This is a genomic window from Burkholderia sp. Ac-20392 (assembly GCF_017104585.1).
Taxonomy (GTDB): Bacteria; Pseudomonadota; Gammaproteobacteria; order Burkholderiales; family Burkholderiaceae; genus Burkholderia; species Burkholderia lata.
This window is the reverse complement of sequence record NZ_JAAGPB010000032.1, coordinates 1-22,793: the sequence shown is the minus strand read 5'-3', so window position 1 is coordinate 22,793 and position 22,793 is coordinate 1. Positions and strand designations below refer to the sequence as shown.

Sequence of the window (22,793 nt, the reverse complement as noted above, 5' to 3'; positions counted from 1 at the left end):
GCCGAGTCAAAGGAATCCGAAATGGCAAAACGCATTTTTGAAGTCTACCGCTACGATCCGGACAAGGACGCAGCGCCGCGCATGCAGACGTACGAACTCGAGCTCGAGCACGAGCGCATGCTGCTCGACGCACTGGTGAAGCTGAAGGCAGTGGACGAGACGCTGTCGTTCCGCCGTTCGTGCCGTGAAGGCGTGTGCGGTTCGGACGCGATGAACATCAACGGCAAGAACGGTCTCGCGTGCCTGACGAACCTGAACGACCTGCCGCAGAAGATCGTGCTGCGTCCGCTGCCGGGCCTGCCCGTCGTGCGTGACCTGATCGTCGACATGACGCACTTCTTCAACCAGTACCACTCGATCAAGCCGTACCTGATCAACGACGCGCCGCCGCCGGAGAAGGAACGCCTCCAGTCGCCGGAAGAGCGCGACGAGCTCGACGGCGTGTACGAGTGCATTCTGTGCGCGAGCTGCTCGACGTCGTGCCCGAGCTTCTGGTGGAACCCGGACAAGTTCGTCGGCCCGGCCGGCCTGCTGCAGGCTTACCGCTTCATCGCGGACAGCCGCGACACCGCCACCGGCGAGCGTCTCGACAACCTGGAAGACCCGTACCGTCTGTTCCGTTGCCACACGATCATGAACTGCGTCGACGTTTGCCCGAAGGGCCTGAACCCGACGAAGGCGATCGGCAAGATCAAGGAACTGATGGTCCGCCGCGCTGTTTAAGTCGAGATGAGCGATTCGCATCAATCCGACCCGCACCGTCGCGCACGCCTCCGCTGGCGTGCGCGGCGGGGTCTGCTGGAAAACGACATCATTTTCGAGCGTTTCTTCAGCAGATACGAGCATGACCTCACCGATGCAGACGTAGGCGCGTTGTCGCGCCTGCTCGATCTGAGCGACAACGACCTGATGGACTTGCTCCTCGCGCGCAAGGAACCAGAAGGCGACCTAGACAGCCCGGATATTCACCGGCTGTTGGAGATGCTGCGCAACGTGTAACGCGTTACGCCCGTTATCGAATCCCGTTTCTTTATTTCGATTGAGGATGTGCCATGACTCCGTCTGATGTTAAAGCCACGCTATCGTTCAGCGACAACTCGCCGAGCGTCGAACTGCCGATCTACAAGGGCACGATGGGCCCGGACGTAATCGACATCCGCAAGCTGTACGGCCAGACCGGCAAGTTCACGTACGACCCGGGCTTCATGTCGACGGCAGCTTGTAATTCGGCGATCACGTACATCGACGGCGACAAGGGCGAGCTGCTGTACCGTGGCTACCCGATCGACAACCTCGCGCAAAACGCGGACTTCCTCGAAAGCTGCTACCTGCTGCTGAAGGGTGAACTGCCGAACGCAGCGCAGAAGAAGGAGTTCGTCGATACCGTCACGAAGCACACGATGGTGCACGAGCAGATGCACTTCTTCTTCCGTGGCTTCCGTCGCGACGCGCACCCGATGGCGATCCTGGTCGCTGCAGTCGGCGCGCTGTCGGCGTTCTACCACGACTCGCTCGACATCAACGATCCGCGTCACCGTGAAGTGTCGGCGATCCGCATGATCGCGAAGCTGCCGACGCTCGTCGCGATGGCATACAAGTACAGCATCGGTCAGCCGTTCGTGTATCCGAAGAACTCGCTGTCGTACAGCGCGAACTTCATGCACATGATGTTCTCGAACCCGTGCGAAGAGTACAAGGTCAACGACGTGCTCGTCCGCGCACTCGACCGTATCCTGATCCTGCACGCAGACCACGAGCAGAACGCATCGACGTCGACCGTCCGTCTGGCCGGCTCGTCGGGCGCGAACCCGTTCGCCTGTATCGCGGCTGGTATCGCATGTCTGTGGGGCCCGGCGCACGGTGGTGCGAACGAAGCCGCACTGAACATGCTCGAGCAGATCGGTTCGCCGGACAACATCCCCGAATTCATCAAGCAGGTGAAGGACAAGAATTCGGGCGTGAAGCTGATGGGCTTCGGTCACCGCGTGTACAAGAACTACGACCCGCGTGCGAAGCTGATGCGCGAAACGTGCTACGAAGTGCTGAACGAACTGGGCCTGCACGACGACCCGCTGTTCAAGCTCGCGATGCAGCTCGAGAAGATCGCGCTGGAAGACGAATACTTCGTGTCGCGCAAGCTGTACCCGAACGTCGACTTCTACTCGGGCATCGTCCAGCGCGCGCTGGGCATCCCGACGTCGATGTTCACGTGTATCTTCGCGATGGCACGTACGGTCGGCTGGATCGCACAGTGGAACGAAATGATCGGCGATCCGGAACAGAAGATCGGCCGTCCGCGTCAGCTGTTCATCGGCGATACGCCGCGCGAAGCGAAGCCGCTCAACGCACGTTAAGTCGTGCGCCGCGCGAACGGCCGGCAGGCCGCTCGCGTCGGGCGATCGCAACGCCACGACACCCCGACGGGTCATCCCGTCGGGGTGTTTTCATTTGTGCGGCCGGGGTTCGCCCGGGCCGGCGCGGTGCTCAAGCGACGGCGGGCGCGTGTCGAGTGCGGGCGCGTCGTCATCGGGCGCGTGGCCGTGCTGCACGAAGAATTGCCGGTATGCGCCGGGTGTCATCCCGCGCGCGGCGAGGAACTGGCGGTTGAAATTCGCGGCATTCGGAATGCCGCAGCGCGCGGCCACGGTCGCGATCGGCCAGTCGGTGCCGACGAGATGGCGGCACGCGTGCGCGAGCCGCAGCCGCTGCACGTAGCGGCCGACACTTTCGCCGAGATGCCGGACGAACAGCCGCTGCAAAGTGCGTTCGGACATGTGCGCAGTGGCGGCGAGCGCGTCGATGCGCAGCGGTTCGTGGAAGTGCCGGTCGATCGCGTCGAGCACGCGATCGAGGCGTTCGGCTTCGGGGGCGGCAGTGTCGGTGTGTGGCGTCGTGCCGTCAGCCCGACCGTATGCGTGCGCGGTGGCGAGCGGTTCGCCGCCGGCTTCCGCGAGATCGGCGAGCGTGTCGAGCGCGGCCGCAAGCCGTATGCGTGGCGACGGATCGAGCAACTGCGGCAGCCGTGCGCGCATCGCGCGGGCGGCTGCCGTATCGAAGCGCAGGCCCGGTGCGGCGCGCCTCAGCAGTGAGCGCAGCGGCGCATATTCGGGGCAACAGTCGGCCAGCCGCCGCGCCCAGTCGCCGTCGAACCAGATGGCGAGTGCGACTTCGGGCGCCTCGCGATCGATGCGCGCGTTCGACGACCAGGTATGCGGCAGGTTGGGCGGCACGAGCACCAGGTCGTCGTCCGCGTAGTGCGCGACATGATCACCGATGAAGCGCCGGCCGCGGCTGTTGAGCGTCAGCGTCAGCTCGTATTCGGGATGGCGATGCCACTCGAACGGGATGCGCGCGAGCTGGCGATGATAGACGCGGATCGAACAGCCGGGGGCGAACGTCACGTGCTCGTACTGCGGTTTCATCGCGGCCTCCGGGTGAGCGCCGGCATCGCGCCGTGGCATGATCGTGAGCGATCGTCACGACGGAGCGATACCATGTTTTCACATGTTTGCGTGGGTGTGACCGACACCGCGCGCGCCTACGATTTCTACGCGCCGCTATTCGCGGCACTGGGGTTGCGCCTGAAATTCCGCGAACCGGACGGCTGGTCGGGCTGGATGCCGGCCGACACCGACCGGCCGCTGTTCTTCTTCGGCCAGCCGCTCGACGGCCGCGCGCCCGAACCGGGCAATGGCCACACGATCGCGTTCGATGCGCCGACCCGCGCGCAGGTCGATCGCTGCCACGCGCTCGCGCTGCGTCACGGCGGCACCTGCGAAGGGCCGCCGGGCCTGCGGCCGGACTATCACCGCGACTACTACGGCGCCTATTTCCGTGACCCGGACGGCAACAAGCTGTGCGTGGTCTGCCATCGTCCGGCGTGACGCGCGGTTGTCCGGATTGTATCGATTGTTGGCCGGATAGTGGTGATGCCGGCCGAGCATCGGCCTTACGCTGACAGCACATCACGACACCTGTCAGCGAGGAGACCACGATGCAACTGACGATTGACGACCTGCCTGCCGCCATTCGCGACGCGAAAAGGGGGCTGCGCGCCGACCTGCCCAATTACGCGGCCACGTTTCGCGAACTGGAGGGCGATATCGCGCGCCAGGTCGATGCGATCCGGCGTGCGCATGCGCATGGCCATGACGTGATTCCGGTGGTGCCGTTCGCGGACATCGCGGGCGGCGCCGTCGATCCGCAAGCGATGGCTGCGATCCGCACGCATGGCGCGGTCGTGATCCGTGGCGTATTCGATGCGCGGCAGGCACGCGACTGGAACGACGAGATCGGCGCCTATCTGGACGCGAACCGCTTCGCCGACCGGCTGCACGCACGCGCTGAGGACCGCTATTTCGGCAACCTCGCGTCGGGCAAGCCGCAGATCTACGGCGTCTACTGGTCGAAGCCGCAGGTGGCTGCGCGCCAGTCGCCTGCGCTGACCCAGGCGCGCGTGTTCCTGAACCGCCTGTGGCGGCACGCGGGCGGCGGGCGCACGCACTTCGATCCCGAGCAGGTGCCGGCCTATGCGGACCGGATTCGTCGCCGCCCGCCCGGCTCTACGTCGCTCGGGCTGTCGCCGCACGTCGACGGCGGTTCCGTCGAACGCTGGCTCGGCGCGAATTTCCGGCAGGTCTACCGTCATGTGCTGGCCGGCCGCTGGCGCGATTACGACCCGTTCGATGCGGCGTTCCGTCCGGACGTCGAGGAGATCCCGTCGCCGGCCGTGTGCTCGATGTTCCGCACGTTCCAGGGCTGGACGGCACTGACGTCGCAGGGGCCCGGCGACGGCACGCTGCAGTTGATCCCGGTCGCGAACGCGATGGCCTACGTCGTGCTGCGCGCGCTGCAGGACGACGTCGCCGACGACGACCTGTGCGGCGCGCGTCCGGGCCGTGCGTTGTCGATCCGGCCCGAATGGCACGCGCTGCTGCTCGACGCGCTGGTGCCGATCCCGCACATGGAGCCGGGCGACGCGGTGTTCTGGCACGGCGACGTCGTGCACGCGGTCGAGGATGCGCATCGCGGCAGCGGCGACAGCAACGTGATGTACATCGCGGCCGCGCCCGGCTGCGCGAAGAACGACGCGTACCTGCAGCGCCAGCGGGCCGCGTTCCTGCGCGGCGAGAGCCCGCCCGATTTCCCGGCCGATCATTTCGAGGTCGAATTCGACGGGCGCGGCGGGGAGGGCGATCTCACCGCACTCGGCCGTTCGCAGATGGGGTTCGGGCCGGGCGTGTAGCAGGCGCGCCGCAGGCGAACGCGGCCGTTCGCCGGGCAGTGAGCGGCCGTTTGCCGAATCCGCTGCATACCGCGTGCAATTCGACGCAATCGGCTGTCGGCGCCGCTGAAATCGACGCGAATTGCGCAATTTGGCTTCCGATAATGGTCCAGACACAACGCAGCCGCCCCGTGTGCCGCACGGGTGTGGCGCTGACCATGGAGGAGTCGATGCAATTCACGCAAGCGATCGTTCGCCGCCCCGCGCCGTCCTGTGGCGCGGGCCTGACCACCGCCGAACTCGGCGCACCCGATTACGACAAGACGCTCACCCAGTTCCACGCATACTGCGACGCGCTGCGTACGCTTGGCGTCGAGCTGACCGAACTGCCGCCGCTGGACGCGTTCCCCGATTCGCACTTCGTCGAGGACACCGCGGTCGTGACGCCGGAATTCGCGGTGATCACGCGCCCCGGTGCGCCCGCGCGGCGTGGCGAGACGGCGCATATCGAAGCGGCCCTGGCCGCGCATCGCGACTTGCTGCCGATGCAGGACGGCCGACTCGACGGCGGTGACGTGATGCAGGTCGGCAAGCGCTTCTACATCGGCCTGACGGGCCGTACCGACGCCGAAGGCATCGCCGCATTCGACTCGCTGGTGTCGCGCTACGGCTATTCGGTCGTCGCGGTGCCGGTGGGCGCCGGCCTGCATCTCAAATCGGTCGTCAACGCGCTCGGCGACGACACGCTGCTTGTGACCGAAGCGCTGGCCGCGCATCCGGCGTTCGCCGACTATCGCCGGATCGCGATTTCGGCCGCCGACGAATACGCGGGCAACACGCTGCGCGTGAACGGCACGCTGATCACGCCGGCCGGCTATCCGCGCGTGCACGACGCGATCGCGTCGCTCGGGCTGCCGCTGCACGTGATCGATACGAGCGAGTTCCGCAAGATGGACGGCGGCCTGACCTGCCTGTCGCTGCGGTTCTAGCCGATTGGCGCGCGGCCGCTTCGGCCGGATAATGTGGCCCCCGCGCGGAACAGGAGACGTTCCGCGCACCAGCCACGACCCGACCGGAGCGAACGCGGATGACCGACAAGAAGATGCAGCTCGACAAGATCGATCTCCGGATCCTCGACATCCTGCGCACCGACGGGCGGATTTCCTACCGGAAGCTGTCGGAGCTCGTGAACCTCACGCCGCGGCCGTGCCAGGCGCGCGTCGAGCGGCTCGAGGCGCTCGGCGTGATCGAAGGGTACCGCGCGGTGATCAAGGCGCCGCGCGCGACCAAGCCGATCGTCGTGATCGCGCAGGTCACGCTGGCCGACCACGGGCGTTCGCAGGCGCCGTTCGAGGACGAAATGCGGGCGAATCCGGCCGTGCTTGATTGCTGGCTCGTCAGCGGCACGTTCGATTTTCTCGTGCGGCTCGCGTGCGAGGATCTCGACGAGTACCGGCGGATCGCGAACGTGTGGCTGGAGAGCCCGCGGTTCCGGATCGAGAAGATCGTGACGACGGCCGAACTGCAGGCGATCAAGCGCAGCGTCGTGTGATGCGGCCGGCCGGGAAGGGCCGGTTTCGATGCGAATGACCCGGCCTGACGATTTGCATTCCGAATCAAATCGTCGGGCCCGAATCCAATCAGGGTGAACACTATGGATGCTTTGCAAGCGGCAGCGGAGACGGCCGCACCGTCCGGAACGACGCTGAAGCGCCGTCTGCAGGGCCGCCACATCGCGATGATCGCGATCGGCGGCTCGATCGGCACGGGGCTGTTCGTCGCATCGGGTGCGTCGGTCGCGCAGGCGGGGCCGGGCGGTGCGATCGCCGCGTATATCGCGATCGGGCTGATGGTGTACTTCGTCGTCACGGGCCTCGGCGAGATGGCCGCGCTGATGCCGGTATCGGGCTCGTTTGCGATCTACGGCGAGAAGTACGTCGACGAAGGTTTCGGCGTCGCGCTCGGCTGGACCTACTGGTACAGCTGGGCCGTGACGATCGCGATCGAGCTGGTCGCCGCGCAGATCGTGATGCGCTACTGGTTTCCGACCATACCCGGCATCTGGTGGGGCGCGGGCTTCCTCGTGCTGATCTTCCTGCTGAACACGCTGTCGGTGCGCGGCTTCGGCGAATCGGAATACTGGTTCTCGCTGATCAAGGTCGTCACCGTGGTCGCGTTCATCGCGGCCGGGCTGCTGATCGCGGCCGGCCTGATCGGGAACGGGCATCCGGTCGGCTTGCGCAACTTCACGACGGGCGACGCGCCGTTCGTCGGCGGCGTGCACGCGATGATGAGCGTCGCGCTGATCGCGGGCTTCTCGTTTCTCGGCACGGAGCTGGTCGGGATCACGGCCGGCGAGTCGGAAAACCCGCGCAAGACGATTCCGCGCGCGGTGAAGCAGATCTTCTGGCGGATCATGCTGTTCTACGTGTTCGCGATCTTCGTGATCGGCCTGCTGGTGCCGTACACCGACCCGAATCTGCTCAAGAGCGACGTGACCGACATCGGCGTGAGCCCGTTCACGCTGGTGTTCAGCCACGCGGGTTTCCGGCTCGCGGCCGGCGCAATGAATCTCGTGATCCTGACGGCCGTGCTGTCGGCCGGCAATTCCGGCACCTACGCGGCCACGCGGATGCTGTACAACCTCGCGGCGGAAGGGCGCGCGCCGGCAATGTTCGCGACGCTGTCGCCGGGCGGCGTGCCGCGCAATGCGCTGTACGCGACGATGGCTGTCGGCGGGCTGTGCTTCCTCACGTCGCTGACCAACAACCAGAGCATCTATCTGTGGCTGCTGAATACGGTCGGCATCACGGGCTTCATCGCGTGGCTCGGCATCGCGGTCTGCCATTACCGGTTCCGCAAGGGGTTCCTGAAGCAGGGTTACCGGCTCGATCAACTGCCGTACCGCGCGAAATGGTTTCCGTTCGGGCCGCTGTTCGCGATCGCGATCTGCATCGTGATTTCGCTCGGGCAGGATTACCAGGCGTTCTTCGCGGCCCGCATCGACTGGATGGAAGTGCTGTCGATCTACGTGTGGATTCCGTTGTTCGTCGCGATCTGGTGGGCGTATCGCCGTGCGCGCAAGAGCCGGCTCGTGCGCTACGAGGACATGGACATCGGGCCGTGGCTGACGCGTTCGGTCGAGGCTGTCGATGCGACGGTCACGCAGCACGGGCAGCCGCACTGACTGCCTGGTACCGAAAGCGCGGTAACGGGAGCCGGCGCGTTTGTATGGCCGGCTCCGATGCGTGCCGCTAGCGTGCGGTGACGCACGCTAGCGGCGCTTGGCGTCCGTGCTGCAACTGCACCTTCATGAAATCCACCCACGCGCGTACCTTCTGCGGCACGTGTCGCGTCGCGACGTACAGCGCGTAGACGTTCTGCTGCGGAAACCGGTACGCGGGCAGTGCATCGACCAGTGCGCCGCTGTCGAGATCGGCGCGCACGAGCCATTCCGGCAGTAGCGCGACGCCGCTGCCCTGGCGCGCCAGTTCGCTCAACACCGATGCGTTGTCGACGACGACGTGAGGCTTCGTCGCCGGTCTAAAGGCATGTTCGTTGCCCGCGCGATCGGTGAGCGTCCATTCGGCGATTCGCTCGAGCCGGCTGTGGCCGAGCTGCGGCAGGCGGGCCAGGTCGCCGGGCGACGCCGGCGGCGGGAACCCGGCCTTCGCAGGCAGGTCGGGCGCCATCACGGCGAGCACGTCGTAGGTGGCAAGGCAGACGCCGCGATAGGGCAGGTCGCGAAAGTGCTCGTGGCGTCCGAGCCGGATCGCGACGTCGAAGCGGTCGCGCACGAGATCGGCCTGCGACGTGTGCGTTTCGAGCCGCACGCGCAAGGCGGGATGCTGTGCGGTGAACGCATGCAGCATCGGTGCGAGGACGCGCGCCGCATACTCGACCGTCGACGTCACGCGCAGGATGCCCTGCATTCCGCCATGCTCGCCGCGCACTTCGTCGATCGCGCCTTCGGCTTCTTCGAGCACGCGCAGGCAGCGCTGGTAGAAGCGCTCGCCGGCGTCGGTCAGCTCGACACGCCGGGTCGTCCGCGTGAGCAGCGTGACGCCGAGCTCGGCTTCGAGTTGCTTCACGTTGAAGCTGACGGCCGCACGCGCCTGGTTCAGCGCGGTTGCGGCGGCCGTGAACGAACCGGCTTCGACCACGGCACGGAAGACGGCGAAACGATCGAGGCTCACCATGGTTGGGGCGTGGGTCCTGTCTAGACGTTGGATCGCTCGAAGGGTACCCGAATGTGCGGCACGCGTGCGGTGTGCGGTGCATTGCAACGGACGCGCGGCGTTGTCGCGGCCCGAGCCGATTGTCAAAAAATTTCGACGGGACTCGTCGAATCCCGCCGCTTACCGATGCGCCTGCCGGCTTCTACACTGCGGCGTTTCGTGATGTTTCCGCCGCCATGCCCGACCGCTCCAGAATCGCCGCCGTCTACCTGCTCGGCTTCGCGATCGATCTCGCGAACATGTTCATGCTGAACGCCGCGTATCCGGCGCTGCAGCGCGAACTGCATGCGTCGGTCGCGCAGCTTGCGTGGGTCGGCAACATGTATGTGCTCGGCCTGACCGTCGTGATTCCGTTCGGCACGTGGCTTGCGCGCCGCTGCGGCGAGCGGCGGGTGTTCGCTGCATCGTTGCTGCTGTTCGGGCTCGGCAGTGCCGGCGTCGGCGCGTCACCGTCGATCGAAGCGCTGCTCGCGTGGCGGCTGGTCCAGGGGCTCGGCGGCGGGTTGCTGATCCCGGTCGGGCAGACCATGGCCTATCGCGCGTATCCGCCACAGGCGCGGGCTCGGCTCACGTCGGTCGTGATGATGGTCGCGCTGCTCGTGCCCGCGTTGTCGCCTGCGATCGGCGGGGCCATCGTCGATCGCGGGTCGTGGCGCGCGATCTTCTTTGCGATGTTGCCGATCGCGGCCGCGACCTGCGCGCTCGCGTTCGCGTGGCTGCCGCGCGCCGGGGCGCGTGGCCGGCCGCCGCGACTCGACTGGCCGGGGCTCGCGCTGAGTGCGGTGGCGCTCGTCACGTTACTGCTTGGGCTGACCGCGGCAGGGCAGCACGGCGGCGCGGCATTTCCGCTCGCGATGCTGGCTGTCGCCGTCGCGGCAGGCGCCGGCTATGCGGCGCACGCGCGTCGGGTCATGGCGCCGGTGGTCGACCTGCGCTTGCTCGCACAGCCGCTGCTGCGGATCGGCGTGGTGGTCTATCTCTGCGTGCCGGGCATCTTTACGGGCGTCAACCTGGTCGCGTCGCTCTATCTGCAGAACGCGCTCGGATTGAGCGCCGCGCATGCCGGCGCACTGATGCTGCCGTGGGCGATCGCGGCGTTCTTCGCGATCGCGACCACGCGCCGCTGCTTTCCGCGCCACGGCGCGAAGCCGTTGTTCGCGTGCGGCATCGTGATCGACTGCATCGGCATCGCACTGCTCGCGACGCCGTGGGCCGGCGTCGAGGCCGTGCGCATCGCCGCGTTCGCGGCGATGGGCTTCGGCGCGAGCCTGTGCACGAGCACGTCGCAGAGCGCGGCGTTCGTCGATGTGCCGGCCGACCGGATGGGCGACGCGAGCGCGCTGTGGAACATCAACCGCCAGTTGAGCTTTTGCGTTGGCGTGGCCGCGCTCGGCAGCGCGCTCAATGCGTTGCTGGCGCTCGATGCGGGCGGCTCGTCGTTCGCGCCGTACCGTTGGTGCTTCGGGCTGGCGGTCCTGCTGACGTTGCTGCCGCTCGGCCTGATCGCGCGGCTTCCCGCGCACCGTGCGCCGGTCGCGCACCCTGTTTCATCCCACTCCTGAGAACCTGAGAGCCTTATGAATCTGCCGAATCCGTATTTCAAGGAAGTCGTCGACACCGTGGCCGATATCGCGTGCTGGTTGTCCGGCCGTGCCGGCCCCGAGCGGCTCGCGACGCTGATGGCGCGTTTCTCGCCGGGATTTTCGATGATCACGATGTCGGGTACGGTGCTCGATTATGCGGGCGTCGATGCGCTGTTTTCACACGGGCACGGCGCGCGGCCGGGGCTGGCGATCGACATCGACGAATTGCGCGGGCTGGCCGTGTGGTCCGATGGCGCGACGATCGGCTATCGCGAGACGCAGACCGATGCGCAAGGGCGGCGCACGGTGCGGCGCTCGACCGTCGTGTTCCGGCGCGAGGCGGATGGGCTGATCGTGTGGCGTCATCTGCACGAGACACCGGTCGCCGCTTGAGCGAAGGCATCCGCCGCCTTGCATGAAGTGGTGCGGATGCGCCGTGCCGTCGTTACTTGTCCAGCTCCGGATAGTGCCGGAAGATGCCCATGTCGTTGAATGGAATGCGGCGTTCCGACTCGAGATAGAGCGCGACAGGCGGATGCAGTGCGATGCGGTCGTGCAGCGCGACCAGCGCCGCGATCTTCCGCTCCGCACGCTTCATCGCTTTCGGAAATGCGTAGCGCAGGCCCTCGATCAACTGGAACATCGACAGGTCCGCATAGCTGAGTGCGTTGCCGGCGAGATAACCGCTCTTGTGCGGATTCTGGTCGAGTACGCGTTCGAAGTAGCCGAGGAATTTCGGCAACCGGTTTTCCAGAAAATCGGCCGCGCGCTCGGCGGCTTCCGCCTGCTGATCCTCGTAGTAGAGGCCGCTTGCGATCGGGTGGTGCGTGTCGTGGATCTCGGTGACGAAATCGGCGACGGTCAACTGAAGCTGGTGCACCCACAGCCGGCCGGCTTCGTCGCCGGGCGCGAGCCCCAGCCGCGCGCCGAGAAACAGCAGGATGTTCGCGGTCTGCCCGATGACGATGTCGCCGGCTTTCAGGAACGGCGGCGCGAACGGCACGCACTCGGCCTTCGTGCTGTCCATCATGCGCATCATGGCCGGCACGCCCATGCCGCGCCCCGATTCGCGCGCAACGTCGACATAGTCGGCTTCGGCCGCTTCGAGCGCGAGCCGCACATACTCGCCCCGGCCCTGGATCTCGGGCCAGTAATACAGTTCATATCGCATGCTGTTTTCCCGTTCGTTGAACCGGCTGCCACCGGCATCGTGACGACCGGGCGGCCGCGTGTCGCGCGCCACCCGCTGCGAATAGACAGTCTAGGCGATCGCGGGAAAAGTGCCGCGTGCGTCGTGCGCTACGCGCCGCGCTCGCCGCCCTCGGGGCCGTAGAAGAACACCCACGTCGAGAAGTCGTCGGAGAAGCCGACGAAGCGGTGCTCGGCGTATGCCGGGACGAACAGCACGTCACCGGCCGCGACTTCGCTTTCGCGTCCGTCGACGACGAAGCGCGAGGTGCCCGTGGCGATCGCGTAGACCTCGTCGCGCGTATGCGGCTTCTGCTTGTCCTCGATGCGCGGCCGGTACAGCTCGACGTCGAGCGAGCCGTGGCGAAACAGCGTCGTGAACAGCGTGCCTTCTTCGTCGAGGCGGGCGAGCGATTCGTTCAGGCCGAGCTTCATGGCGGGGGCTCCGGATCCGGATCGTGGGGACTTGGGCATGCGCGTTGCGCCATCGTATCTCGAAATCAGGCGCGCGATGTTCGGCGCCCGACGAGGCAGGCGAATCGCGTTGCTCGCCACCCATGAAACGGCTACGGCATGCGCTCGCCATGGATGAAACGCGTGCGTCCACCGATGAAACGTCGTGACGATCGTCCGCATTCGATCGACAGGTTCACCGCGATTTAATAAACGCCCACTACGATCGCGCATCGTCAATCGACCGATGCGCAGCGATTCGATTCGAGCGTCGACCCTGCCATCCATCGCCCAACCGCGCGACGCGTCAGGTTGTCATTTCCCGTGAACCCGCGATTTGCAACGCCGTGGCCGGCTGCCGGCGTTGCTCGCATCATTTCGTATTTCTCATGAATCTGAACCCCTCAGCTTCTTTACGCAGAAAATTCCTGGCTGCCGCGCCCGCGGTTGCCGTGGCACCGTTGCTGAGCGCATGCGGCGGTGACGACGTCACGTCGGCGCCCGTTACCGATGCGGCGCTGGCTGCACAGATGTCCGCGAAGCTCAACGCGCAGCTGGGCGACGCGGCGACGGTCAATGCGATCGTGCCGGCGTTGACCGATGTCGGCTTCACGTGGGATCTGCCGACGGCGCCGGCCGCGCAGATCGGCGCGATCGTCGCGTACAGCTTCGGCAATCGCCCGAACGCGGCAAGCGGCAACACGTCGAGCACCGGCGGCAACCAGTCCGCGCTGCCCGACCCGGGGCCCGTCAACGAAGCGCTCGCGGATGCCGTGTACCGGATTCGCCAGTTGAAACCGGTGAAGGTCTACGCGCAGTGGGAGATCGCGCGCTTTCTCGTGTCGAAGTACGGAATGGGTGCCGACGTGCTGTCGTCGGTCGAGCCGGTGATCGCGAACGACGGCTCGATCGTGTACCTGAGCACGGCCGGCGTCGCGGCCGTGGCCGTGTCGCGCGCAGGCGGCGCGGCCGCGATGGGCACCGTTGCGGTGGTCGGCCATCGCGACCATGCGAAGCGCTGCATCCAGACTTCGCAACAGGCCGGCATGAAGGCCGCCGCGGTGGCCGAGGTGTCGCTGCCGACGATGTACGACCCGCAATCGGGCCAGCCGTGGACGCGTAACCGCAGCCTCTATCTCGTGCACGACATGTATGCGCAGATGCTTGGCCGCGCGGTGACCGCGACGATGCAGGCGTTCCCGAAGGGCTGATGCCTTCCGCTCCTCACTCGACTCTCATGACCATGACGACCCGCCGCCGTTTCCTGGCTTCCACTTCCTTGTTCGCCGCTTCGTCTGCGGCGATTGCCCCCGCTTTCGCGAGCGATGCCCCCGTTTCCGATGCGGAATTGCAGCGCCAGATGCTCGGCAAGCTGACGAACGAACTGAACGATCGCGCGACCGCCACCGACGAAACCGGCTACCTGTTCGACACGTTTTTCTCGTGGACGCCGCCGACCGTCGACGCTGCCGGCATCAACACGATTGCCGCGTTCAGCTTCGGCAGTCGTGCCGGGGCATCGGGTGCCGCACCCGTGCCTGGCCCCGTGAACGAGGCGATTGCCGACGCCGTGTTCCAGCTTCGACAGAAGGTCCCGGCCCCGATCTACGCGCAGCAGGAAGTCGCGAGCGTGCTTGCATCGAAGTACGGGCTGACGGCCGGTGTGACGTCGATCGCGACGCCGGCCCTGGCTGCCGGCAGCCCGATTCCGACGCCCGACGGCGTGGCCGCCGCGATCGTCAAGCAGGCCGGCTCGGCCGCGGCGCTCGGCAAGGTCGCCGTGGTCACGCATGCGGATCAGGCATCGATCGCCGTACGCGTGTCGACTGCGGCAGGGATGCAGGCCGCGGTGCCGGCCGGGCTCACGCTGCCGTCGCTCTACGACACGTCGGCGGTGATGCCGGCGTTGCGGCGGCGCGATCTCTACCTGATGAGCAACGCGGGCGTGCAGCTCGGCATGCTGCGGCTCGACCTGATCAATCGCGAGTACCCGAACGGCTGAAGCCGCGACGCATCGGCGCGCGCGATCCGGGCTTTGCCATCGCGCTGCGCCGGATGTCGCGTGCCCCGTTTGCCGGGTAATGCCGATACAGGTATTGGCACTACCAGCCAAACCACTGTTTTTAATGGGTTTTTTCGCGTCCGGCCTGCGCCGTGACGCGTTCTGCGTGGCATAATCGACCGCATCCGCAAGGCTTGTAGTCACAACGACCCCGCATACCCATGGCACAGACTCTCTACGACAAACTGTGGAACACCCACGTGGTCCACACCGAGGAAGACGGCACGACTCTGCTCTACATCGACCGTCAGCTGCTGCATGAAGTCACGAGCCCGCAGGCGTTCGAAGGGCTGAAGATCGCGCAGCGTCCGGTGTGGCGCATCAGCGCGAACCTGGCCGTGTCGGACCACAACGTGCCGACCACCGATCGCAGCCACGGCATCGCCGATCCCGTCTCGAAGCTCCAGGTCGACACGCTCGACGCGAACTGCGATGCGTTCGGCATCACGCAGTTCAAGATGAACGACGTGCGCCAGGGCATCGTCCACATCATCGGGCCGGAGCAGGGCGCGACGCTGCCGGGCATGACGATCGTGTGCGGTGATTCGCATACGTCGACGCACGGCGCATTCGGCGCGCTCGCACACGGCATCGGCACGTCGGAAGTCGAGCACGTGCTCGCCACGCAAACCCTGCTGCAGAAGAAGAGCAAGAACATGCTCGTGAAGGTCGAAGGCACGCTGCCGCGCGGTTGTACCGCGAAGGACATCGTGCTCGCGATCATCGGCAAGATCGGCACGGCCGGCGGCACGGGCTATGCGATCGAATTCGGCGGCTCGACGATCCGCGCGCTGACGATGGAAGGCCGCATGACCGTCTGCAACATGGCGATCGAAGCCGGTGCGCGCGCGGGCATGGTTGCCGTCGACGACACGACGATCGATTACCTGTTGGGCCGCCCGTTCGTGCCGACCGGCGCGGAATGGAACCAGGCCGTCGAATACTGGCGCCAGTTCAAGTCGGACGACGGCGCGCAGTTCGATCGCGTGGTCGAGCTGAACGCAGCCGAAATCGTCCCGCAGGTCACGTGGGGCACGTCGCCGGAAATGGTCACGTCGATCGACGGTCGCGTGCCGGATCCCGAGCGCGAGAAGGATCCGGTCAAGCGCGATGCGATGGAGCGTGCGCTGGCCTACATGGCGCTCGAGCCGAATACGCCGATCGAATCGATCAAGGTCGACAAGATCTTCATCGGCTCGTGCACGAACGCGCGAATCGAAGACATCCGTGCAGCCGCCTATGTCGTGAAGAAACTGAACCGTCGCGTCGCGTCGAACGTGCGGCTCGCGATGGTCGTGCCGGGCTCGGGCCTCGTGAAGGCGCAGGCCGAGCGCGAAGGGCTCGACAAGGTGTTCACGGACGCGGGCTTCGAATGGCGCGAGCCGGGTTGCTCGATGTGCCTCGCGATGAACGCCGACCGGCTCGATCCGGGCGAGCGCTGCGCGTCGACGTCGAACCGCAACTTCGAAGGCCGGCAGGGCGCGGGCGGTCGCACGCACCTCGTGAGCCCCGCGATGGCGGCAGCCGCGGCGATCGAAGGCCACTTCGTCGACATTCGCAAGCTGGGGTAACGCGTGACGGCATCGAAGGTCATTGCGCGGCTGGTTGCCGCGCTGGCGCTGGCGGGGCTGGGTTTCGGCCTCGCGGGCTGCAATACCGTCCAGGGCTTCGGGCAGGACGTCAACGCTGCCGGCAGCGCGCTGAAGCGCGCCGCGGAGTGACGTCCCCCACCGAGAATTTGTCGATGTGCGCCGGCTGAACGCCGGCCCTTCAACCGGATAGACGGATCATGGAAAAATTCACAGTGCATACCGGCGTCGTGGCGCCGCTCGATCGCGAAAACGTCGATACCGACGCGATCATCCCGAAGCAGTTCCTGAAGTCGATCAAGCGCACGGGTTTCGGCCCGAACGCGTTCGACGAATGGCGCTACCTCGATCACGGCGAGCCGGGCCAGGACAACTCGAAGCGTCCGCTGAATCCCGACTTCGTGCTGAACCAGCCGCGCTACCAGGGCGCATCCGTGCTGCTCGCGCGCAAGAACTTCGGCTGCGGCAGCTCGCGCGAGCACGCGCCGTGGGCGCTGCAGCAGTACGGCTTCCGCGCGATCATCGCGCCGAGCTTCGCTGATATCTTCTTCAACAACTGCTACAAGAACGGCCTGCTGCCGATCGTGCTGACCGAGCAGCAGGTCGATCACCTGTTCAACGAGACGGTCGCGTTCAACGGCTTCGAGGTGACGGTCGACCTCGACGCGCAAGTGGTGCGCACGGGCGACGGCCGCGAGTATCCGTTCGAGATCACCGCGTTCCGCAAGTACTGCCTGCTGAACGGCTTCGACGACATCGGCCTCACGCTGCGCCACGCGGACAAGATCCGCCAGTTCGAAGCCGAGCGCCTCGTGAAGCAGCCGTGGCTCAACACCAAGCTGGTCGGCTGACAGCACCTTTCGGGCGGGCGCGCCGGCGGCGCGTTCGCCGGCCTGCCTCCATAAAAACCTACCCAGTCAGGAATTTCGCATGAAGATTGCAGTGCTGCCCGGCGACGGCATCGGTCCGGAAATCGTCAATGAAGCCGTGAAGGTGCTGAACGCACTCGACGAGAAGTTCGAACTCGAACAGGCGCCGGTCGGCGGCGCGGGCTACGCGGCAAGCGGCCATCCGCTGCCGGACGCGACGCTGAAGCTCGCGAAGGAAGCCGACGCGATCCTGTTCGGCGCCGTCGGCGACTGGAAGTACGACTCGCTCGAGCGCGCGCTGCGCCCCGAGCAGGCGATCCTCGGGCTGCGCAAGCACCTCGAGCTGTTCGCGAACTTCCGCCCGGCGATCTGCTATCCGCAGCTCGTCGACGCATCGCCGCTGAAGCCCGAGCTGGTCGCGGGCCTCGACATCCTGATCGTGCGCGAACTGAACGGCGACATCTACTTCGGCCAGCCGCGCGGCGTGCGCGCTGCACCGGACGGCCTGTTCGCTGGCGAGCGCGAAGGCTTCGACACGATGCGTTATTCGGAGCCGGAAGTGCGCCGCATCGCGCACGTCGCGTTCCAGGCGGCCCGCAAGCGCGCGAAGAAGCTGCTGTCGGTCGACAAGGCGAACGTGCTCGAGACGTCGCAGTTCTGGCGCGACATCATGATCGACGTGTCGAAGGAATACGCGGACGTCGAGCTGTCGCACATGTACGTCGACAACGCGGCGATGCAGCTCGCGAAGGCGCCGAAGCAGTTCGATGTGATCGTCACCGGCAACATGTTCGGCGACATCCTGTCGGATGAGGCGTCGATGCTGACGGGCTCGATCGGCATGCTGCCGTCGGCGTCGCTCGACAAGAACAACAAGGGCTTGTACGAGCCGTCGCACGGTTCGGCGCCGGACATCGCGGGCAAGGGCATCGCAAACCCGCTCGCGACGATCCTGTCGGCCGCGATGATGCTGCGCTACTCGCTGAATCGCGCCGAGCAGGCCGATCGCATCGAGCGCGCGGTGAAAACGGTGCTCGAACAAGGCTACCGTACGGGCGACATCGCGACGCCGGGCTGCCAGCAGGTCGGCACGACGGCGATGGGCGACGCGGTGCTCGCGGCGCTGTAACGCAATCATGTAGAAAGGGTGCGAACGGGCCGCGAAATCGGCCGGTTCGCAAGCGGTTGGCCGTTGTGCGGGCCACCGGCTTTGTGTAGACTCGAACGATGGCGCATTTTTCCCTGATCTCCCCGGTCTTGAAACTCCACGGCAACATTGCCCGTGCGGGTGCGCGCGCCATCGTCATCACGAAAACCATTACCACGAAAACGATCATTAAACGCTGATCGTCCGTCGTGCCCGCCTATTTCCCCGCGCGGTCACACCGGGGACGGAAATGGCGGGGAAGCTCCATCAAAGGGTTAGTCATGAACGTAGGTCTCGTAGGTTGGCGCGGCATGGTCGGCAGCGTCCTGATGCAGCGCATGCAGGAAGAGGGCGATTTCGACCTGATCGAACCGGTGTTTTTCAGCACCAGCAACACGGGCGGCAAAGCGCCGTCGTTCGCGAAAAACGAGACTACGCTCAAGGACGCGACCAACGTCGACGAGCTGAAGAAGTGTGACGTGATCATCACGTGCCAGGGCGGCGACTACACGAACGACGTGTTCCCGAAGCTGCGCGCGGCCGGCTGGAACGGCTACTGGATCGATGCGGCATCGTCGCTGCGGATGAAGGATGACGCGGTCATCATTCTCGATCCGGTCAACCTCGACGTGATCAAGGACGCGCTCGTCAAGGGCACGAAGAATTTCATCGGCGGCAACTGCACGGTCAGCCTGATGCTGATGGCGCTCGGCGGCCTGTTCCGCGAGAACCTCGTCGACTGGATGACGGCGATGACCTACCAGGCCGCATCGGGCGCGGGCGCGCAGAACATGCGCGAGCTGCTGTCGCAGATGGGCACGCTGAACGGCGCGGTGAAGGAGCAGCTCGCCGATCCGTCTTCCGCGATCCTCGACATCGACCGCCGCGTGCTGGCCGCGATGAACAGCGATGCGATGCCGACGAGCAACTTCGGCGTGCCGCTCGCCGGTTCGCTGATTCCGTGGATCGACAAGGATCTCGGCAACGGGATGTCGAAGGAAGAGTGGAAGGGCGGCGCGGAAACCAACAAGATCCTCGGCAAGCCGGGCATGGGCGAGCCGGGTTCGATCCCGGTCGACGGCCTGTGCGTGCGGATCGGCGCAATGCGCTGCCACTCGCAGGCGCTGACGATCAAGCTGAACAAGGACGTGCCGCTCGACGAGATCAACGGCATCCTCGCATCGGCGAACGACTGGGTGAAGGTCGTGCCGAACGAGCGCGAAGCGTCGATGCGCGACCTGTCGCCGGCGAACGTCACGGGCACGCTGACGGTGCCGGTCGGCCGCCTGCGCAAGCTCGCGATGGGCGGTGAATACCTGTCGGCGTTCACGGTCGGCGATCAACTGCTGTGGGGCGCGGCCGAGCCGCTGCGCCGCATGCTGCGCATCCTGCTCGACAAGTAAGTTGCGTGTCCGGCCCGCGAGACGCGGGCCGCGGTGCACAAGATCGCGCGCCGCGTCGGCCTTGACGATATCGAGGCTGGCGCGGCGCGTTTTTCATGCGCGGGTCAGCGCATGTTCAGGAGCGTCTGGTCGACGGTCTGCTGCGTCTTGATCGTCTGCGCGTTGGCCTGGTAATCGCGCTGCGCCTTGATCAGGTTCACGAGCTCGGTCGTCAGGTCGACGTTCGAGTTTTCCAGCGCGCTCCCCTGCAGCGTGCCGTGGTTCGTGCTGCCCGGCGCGGAGATCTGCGGCACGCCCGATGCGGAGGTTTCCACATACTGGTTGCCGCCGATGTTCTCGAGCCCGTTCGGGTTGTTGAAGTTCGCGAGCGCGATCAGGCCGAGCACCGCACTCTGGCCGTTCGAGTAGTTGCCGGTGAGCTTGCCGTCGGTGCCGATCGAGAACGTCGTCAGCGTGCCGCTCGCGAAGCCGTCCTGTGCGAGATTGTTCACGCCGCTCTTTCCGCCGAACTGCGTCGTGCCGCCCAGGTCGAGCGTCAGGTTCTGCGGATTGGCGCCGCCCGATGCGTTGGGGATCGAGAACGCGAACTGGCCGAGGCTCGGCGTCGGTTGGCCGGTGGCGGCCGACGTCGTCGAACTGATCCGGCCCGATGCGTCGAACGTGACGGTGCCGAGATTCGTCGGCGTCTGGCCCTGCACGCCCGCGTAGGCCTGCCAGGTGCCGGCCGCGTTCTTCGTGAAATACATCGAGACCTGTTGCGAGCCGCCGAGCGTGTCGTACACCTGGATCGACGAATTGTAGTTGTACGTGGTGTTGTCGCCCGCGTTGAACGGCGTCTTGGCCGGCACCTTGTCCTGCGAGTTCAGGTTGAACTGGCCGGTGATCTTCGTCGTCGCCTGCGGCGAGATGTTGTTGGTCGGCGCCTGCAGCGGCACGGTCGCCGCGGTGTTGATCACGCCGCCCGGGCCTGCCGCATAGCCCATCAGGTTGCGGTTTTGCGCGTCGACGATAGCGCCGCTCTTGTCGCGGTGGAATACACCGTCACGCGAGTAGGTCGTCATGCCGTTGTTCGACATCTGGAAGAAGCCGTTGCCGTTGATCGCGATGTCGAGCGACGACTTCGTCGAGTTGATCGTCCCCTGGCCGAATTGTTGCTGCACCGACGTGAGCCGCGTGCCGATGCCGATCTGCGTGTTGGTCGACGTCGCAACCGAATTCGCGTACATGTCGGCGAAGTTCGCGCGACCCTGCTTGAAGCCAACGGTGTTTGCGTTCGCGATGTTGTTGCCGATCACGTCGAGATGGTTCGCCGCGCCGGCCAACCCGCTCAAACCCTGTTGATAGCCCATGTTCGATCCCCGTAACGAGCTGGTGAGTAAATGCAGTCGTGCGACTGCGCGATGCCTCCCTGGCACCTCACGGCGTCAACCCGGCCGACCGCGTGCCCGCTTTTGCGGCGGGTGCGAGCGCGATGGTCGAACTGCGCCGATTCTTGTTTGAAGACGATCCTAGCGACGGCAATTATTTGATCTGTGTAATTTTGTGTAATGTAATTGAATTGCTGTCGAAATGATTGATTTCGTATGAGCAATGAAGCGGGTGTGAGGCTGGAGAGCCTTGTGGGGCGGGGGTTTCGCGGCGAAAATGTTCAATTCGACGATCAGAGAGGGGAATTGGCCTCTTATCGATCAATTGAAATTTATTTGAATGGGGTGATGGCCGGATGGATTTATTTTGATTGGCGCTTGTTAATCCATTAACGGCAGGCAACGCGAATTATTGAGCAAACGTAGCGGATTTCCCGGTCGTGGCTTTGCGTCGGGCCAGGGTTGCGCGAACCGCGCCGTTGAGCGAGAAAAGGCTGCGGCAGGCGTTCGAGATGCGAGGCAGTCGGACGGCTTTTTCATCTGCGAGCCGCGTGTTTCCGATCGATCGAAGGCGCAGGCCACAACGTGTGCAACGGGGCATCAACGCGGCCCGATCGCGGGACGCACCGACGCGCGCACGCGATCGGTTGCACCCATCGGCGATGAATTCGGCCCGAACCCGATCGCGTGAAGTAAACTACGCGGTTACGACGCACAGACCCGCCGAAAGCGTCGCGTTCCACGCGACGCTTTTGCATTTCTGCGGCAACTTTATTGACGCTTTCAACCGCGAATCCGAGCCGCGCCCGCGCGCGGCGATAGAGCCAACGATGTCCCGAATTTCCTTGTTTCCGCGTCAGTCCCGTCTGTCGCGCGCCGTGCGTGGCGCGCTGGCGATCCTGGCGCTCGGCGCAACCGCATCGGCCTGGGCGGCCGGCACCGGCGAAACGCCGGCGTCCGCTGCCGGCGGTGCAGTGCCGCTTACCGTGACGGTCCAGCCGGGCCAGTCGCTGAACGACATCGCGAAAGCGGCCACGCAGTCGCGCGATCCCGGTGTGCTCGCGCGCGCCGGTCGCGCACTGTTCGACGCCAATCCGCAGGCGTTCATGAAGCACGACGCGAGCCGCCTGAAGGTCGGCGCGACGCTGACCGTGCCGGCGCTCGACGCGACAGGCGCGGCACTCGTGCCGGCCGGTGCATCCGCAGCGTCCGCAGCGTCAGGTGCGGCGGCAGCGTCCGCGCCCGCCGCTGCATCGGGCGGCGCGGCAGTCGCGCAGCATGGTGCGTCCGCACCGCATCCGGGGTCGACCGTGCAATCCGCGCCGGTAGCGCCGGCCGTGCATGCGGCTCCCGTCAGCGGTGCGAGCGTCGCGACGGCCGCCGGCGCGTCGACATCGGTCGGTGCTTCGGCTGCACACGGCGCATCGGCTGTCGAAAGCATGCAGCCGGCAGCGCCTGTTGCCGGTGCAAGCGGTCCGCATGTCTGGAGCGGCGCGATCCAGTCGGTGCCGTCGTCCGCGAGCGGTGCGGCGATTCCGCCTGCGTCGGGCAGCCAGGTTCCGGGCATGAACGAACCGGCTGGCGCGGCGCCTGTTACGGGCGCGTCGCAGCCGCGGCCGTCGAGCCTGCAGCAACTGCTGGCGCTGAAGAATCGCGTGCTGATGGAGTTA

24 protein-coding genes and 1 pseudogene are annotated in these 22,793 nt (G+C 66.0%); 20 read left to right on the top strand and 5 right to left on the bottom strand.

Annotated elements, in window-relative coordinates; translation table 11 throughout:
* Nucleotides 1–21: 21 nt before the first annotated feature.
* From G3N99_RS07025 to gltA, 3 genes are read left to right on the top strand one after another with little or no spacing between them, the layout of a single operon-like run.
* Nucleotides 22–723 (top strand): succinate dehydrogenase iron-sulfur subunit, encoded by a 702-nt coding sequence (locus G3N99_RS07025; protein WP_011355743.1) that lies wholly within the window; start codon nt 22–24, stop codon nt 721–723.
* Between the two features lie 6 nt (nt 724–729).
* Complete coding sequence (locus tag G3N99_RS07020) at nt 730–999, top strand: succinate dehydrogenase assembly factor 2 (RefSeq protein WP_039358259.1); 270 nt, start codon at nt 730–732, stop codon at nt 997–999.
* Between the two features lie 53 nt (nt 1,000–1,052).
* Nucleotides 1,053–2,354 (top strand): citrate synthase, encoded by a 1,302-nt coding sequence (gene gltA / locus G3N99_RS07015; RefSeq protein ID WP_011355741.1) that lies wholly within the window; start codon nt 1,053–1,055, stop codon nt 2,352–2,354.
* A gap of 90 nt (nt 2,355–2,444) precedes the next feature.
* Here the strand turns inward: gltA and G3N99_RS07010 are convergent, their stop codons facing one another.
* Nucleotides 2,445–3,422, bottom strand: a complete 978-nt coding sequence (locus G3N99_RS07010; RefSeq protein ID WP_206122017.1) for an AraC family transcriptional regulator — start codon at nt 3,420–3,422, stop codon at nt 2,445–2,447.
* A gap of 72 nt (nt 3,423–3,494) precedes the next feature.
* On the opposite strand from G3N99_RS07010, the gene G3N99_RS07005 reads away from it, so the two are divergent.
* From G3N99_RS07005 to G3N99_RS06985, 5 genes are all read left to right on the top strand, one after another.
* Nucleotides 3,495–3,884, top strand: a complete 390-nt coding sequence (locus tag G3N99_RS07005) for a VOC family protein (RefSeq protein WP_206122016.1) — start codon at nt 3,495–3,497, stop codon at nt 3,882–3,884.
* Nucleotides 3,885–3,994: 110 nt separating this feature from the next.
* Nucleotides 3,995–5,245 carry a DUF1479 domain-containing protein gene (locus tag G3N99_RS07000; protein WP_206122015.1) on the top strand — a complete coding sequence of 417 codons (1,251 nt, stop codon included), beginning with the start codon at nt 3,995–3,997 and terminating at the stop codon, nt 5,243–5,245.
* A gap of 209 nt (nt 5,246–5,454) precedes the next feature.
* Nucleotides 5,455–6,213 (top strand): arginine deiminase family protein, encoded by a 759-nt coding sequence (locus tag G3N99_RS06995; protein ID WP_174937112.1) that lies wholly within the window; start codon nt 5,455–5,457, stop codon nt 6,211–6,213.
* Between the two features lie 98 nt (nt 6,214–6,311).
* On the top strand, nt 6,312–6,776 hold the full coding sequence (locus G3N99_RS06990) for an Lrp/AsnC family transcriptional regulator (RefSeq protein ID WP_174937114.1): 465 nt from the start codon (nt 6,312–6,314) through the stop codon (nt 6,774–6,776).
* Nucleotides 6,777–6,878: 102 nt separating this feature from the next.
* A complete protein-coding gene (locus tag G3N99_RS06985; RefSeq protein WP_174937116.1) occupies nt 6,879–8,411 on the top strand; it encodes an amino acid permease in 1,533 nt (510 codons plus the stop codon).
* 67 nt (nt 8,412–8,478) lie between these two features.
* Here the strand turns inward: G3N99_RS06985 and G3N99_RS06980 are convergent, their stop codons facing one another.
* Nucleotides 8,479–9,423, bottom strand: coding sequence for a LysR family transcriptional regulator (locus G3N99_RS06980; protein WP_174937118.1), 945 nt, complete (start codon nt 9,421–9,423; stop codon nt 8,479–8,481).
* Between the two features lie 215 nt (nt 9,424–9,638).
* Here G3N99_RS06980 and G3N99_RS06975 point away from each other — a divergent pair, with 215 nt between their 5' ends.
* Nucleotides 9,639–11,024 carry an MFS transporter gene (locus G3N99_RS06975; protein WP_206122014.1) on the top strand — a complete coding sequence of 462 codons (1,386 nt, stop codon included), beginning with the start codon at nt 9,639–9,641 and terminating at the stop codon, nt 11,022–11,024.
* Between the two features lie 15 nt (nt 11,025–11,039).
* Nucleotides 11,040–11,438 (top strand): DUF4440 domain-containing protein, encoded by a 399-nt coding sequence (locus G3N99_RS06970; protein WP_174937122.1) that lies wholly within the window; start codon nt 11,040–11,042, stop codon nt 11,436–11,438.
* A gap of 52 nt (nt 11,439–11,490) precedes the next feature.
* Here G3N99_RS06970 and G3N99_RS06965 read toward each other — a convergent pair whose 3' ends face one another.
* Complete coding sequence (locus G3N99_RS06965) at nt 11,491–12,216, bottom strand: glutathione S-transferase (RefSeq protein ID WP_206122013.1); 726 nt, start codon at nt 12,214–12,216, stop codon at nt 11,491–11,493.
* A 128-nt stretch (nt 12,217–12,344) separates the two neighbouring features.
* The gene (locus G3N99_RS06960; RefSeq protein WP_174937126.1) at nt 12,345–12,668 is read right to left on the bottom strand and encodes a cupin domain-containing protein; all 324 of its coding nucleotides are present in this window, start codon (nt 12,666–12,668) and stop codon (nt 12,345–12,347) included.
* Nucleotides 12,669–13,075: 407 nt separating this feature from the next.
* Between G3N99_RS06960 and G3N99_RS06955 the strand changes: the two genes are divergently transcribed.
* The 8 genes from G3N99_RS06955 to asd all read left to right on the top strand — a co-directional run bounded on the left by G3N99_RS06955 (nt 13,076) and on the right by asd (nt 19,756).
* On the top strand, nt 13,076–13,897 hold the full coding sequence (locus G3N99_RS06955) for a hypothetical protein (protein WP_174937129.1): 822 nt from the start codon (nt 13,076–13,078) through the stop codon (nt 13,895–13,897).
* A 32-nt stretch (nt 13,898–13,929) separates the two neighbouring features.
* Nucleotides 13,930–14,688 carry a Tat pathway signal protein gene (locus G3N99_RS06950; RefSeq protein ID WP_206122023.1) on the top strand — a complete coding sequence of 253 codons (759 nt, stop codon included), beginning with the start codon at nt 13,930–13,932 and terminating at the stop codon, nt 14,686–14,688.
* Between the two features lie 221 nt (nt 14,689–14,909).
* Nucleotides 14,910–16,319, top strand: coding sequence for a 3-isopropylmalate dehydratase large subunit (gene leuC / locus G3N99_RS06945; RefSeq protein ID WP_174937131.1), 1,410 nt, complete (start codon nt 14,910–14,912; stop codon nt 16,317–16,319).
* A 3-nt stretch (nt 16,320–16,322) separates the two neighbouring features.
* On the top strand, nt 16,323–16,469 hold the full coding sequence (locus tag G3N99_RS06940) for an entericidin A/B family lipoprotein (RefSeq protein WP_089442934.1): 147 nt from the start codon (nt 16,323–16,325) through the stop codon (nt 16,467–16,469).
* Between the two features lie 68 nt (nt 16,470–16,537).
* Nucleotides 16,538–17,188, top strand: a complete 651-nt coding sequence (gene leuD, locus G3N99_RS06935) for a 3-isopropylmalate dehydratase small subunit (RefSeq protein ID WP_011355726.1) — start codon at nt 16,538–16,540, stop codon at nt 17,186–17,188.
* Between the two features lie 79 nt (nt 17,189–17,267).
* Nucleotides 17,268–18,335, top strand: coding sequence for a 3-isopropylmalate dehydrogenase (gene leuB / locus G3N99_RS06930; protein WP_174937133.1), 1,068 nt, complete (start codon nt 17,268–17,270; stop codon nt 18,333–18,335).
* A 98-nt stretch (nt 18,336–18,433) separates the two neighbouring features.
* On the top strand, nt 18,434–18,553 hold the full coding sequence (locus G3N99_RS06925) for a hypothetical protein (protein ID WP_041493347.1): 120 nt from the start codon (nt 18,434–18,436) through the stop codon (nt 18,551–18,553).
* Nucleotides 18,554–18,634: 81 nt separating this feature from the next.
* Nucleotides 18,635–19,756, top strand: coding sequence for an aspartate-semialdehyde dehydrogenase (asd, locus tag G3N99_RS06920; RefSeq protein ID WP_174937135.1), 1,122 nt, complete (start codon nt 18,635–18,637; stop codon nt 19,754–19,756).
* Nucleotides 19,757–19,860: 104 nt separating this feature from the next.
* Here the strand turns inward: asd and flgE are convergent, their stop codons facing one another.
* Entirely contained in the window at nt 19,861–21,105 is a 1,245-nt protein-coding gene (gene flgE / locus G3N99_RS06915) for a flagellar hook protein FlgE (RefSeq protein WP_174937137.1), read from the bottom strand.
* A 38-nt stretch (nt 21,106–21,143) separates the two neighbouring features.
* Between flgE and G3N99_RS06910 the strand changes: the two genes are divergently transcribed.
* Both G3N99_RS06910 and G3N99_RS06905 read left to right on the top strand, forming a co-directional pair.
* Nucleotides 21,144–21,329 (top strand): hypothetical protein, encoded by a 186-nt coding sequence (locus tag G3N99_RS06910; RefSeq protein ID WP_206122012.1) that lies wholly within the window; start codon nt 21,144–21,146, stop codon nt 21,327–21,329.
* A gap of 624 nt (nt 21,330–21,953) precedes the next feature.
* Nucleotides 21,954–22,793 (top strand): annotated as a pseudogene (locus G3N99_RS06905) (pilus assembly protein FimV); the annotation flags it as partial.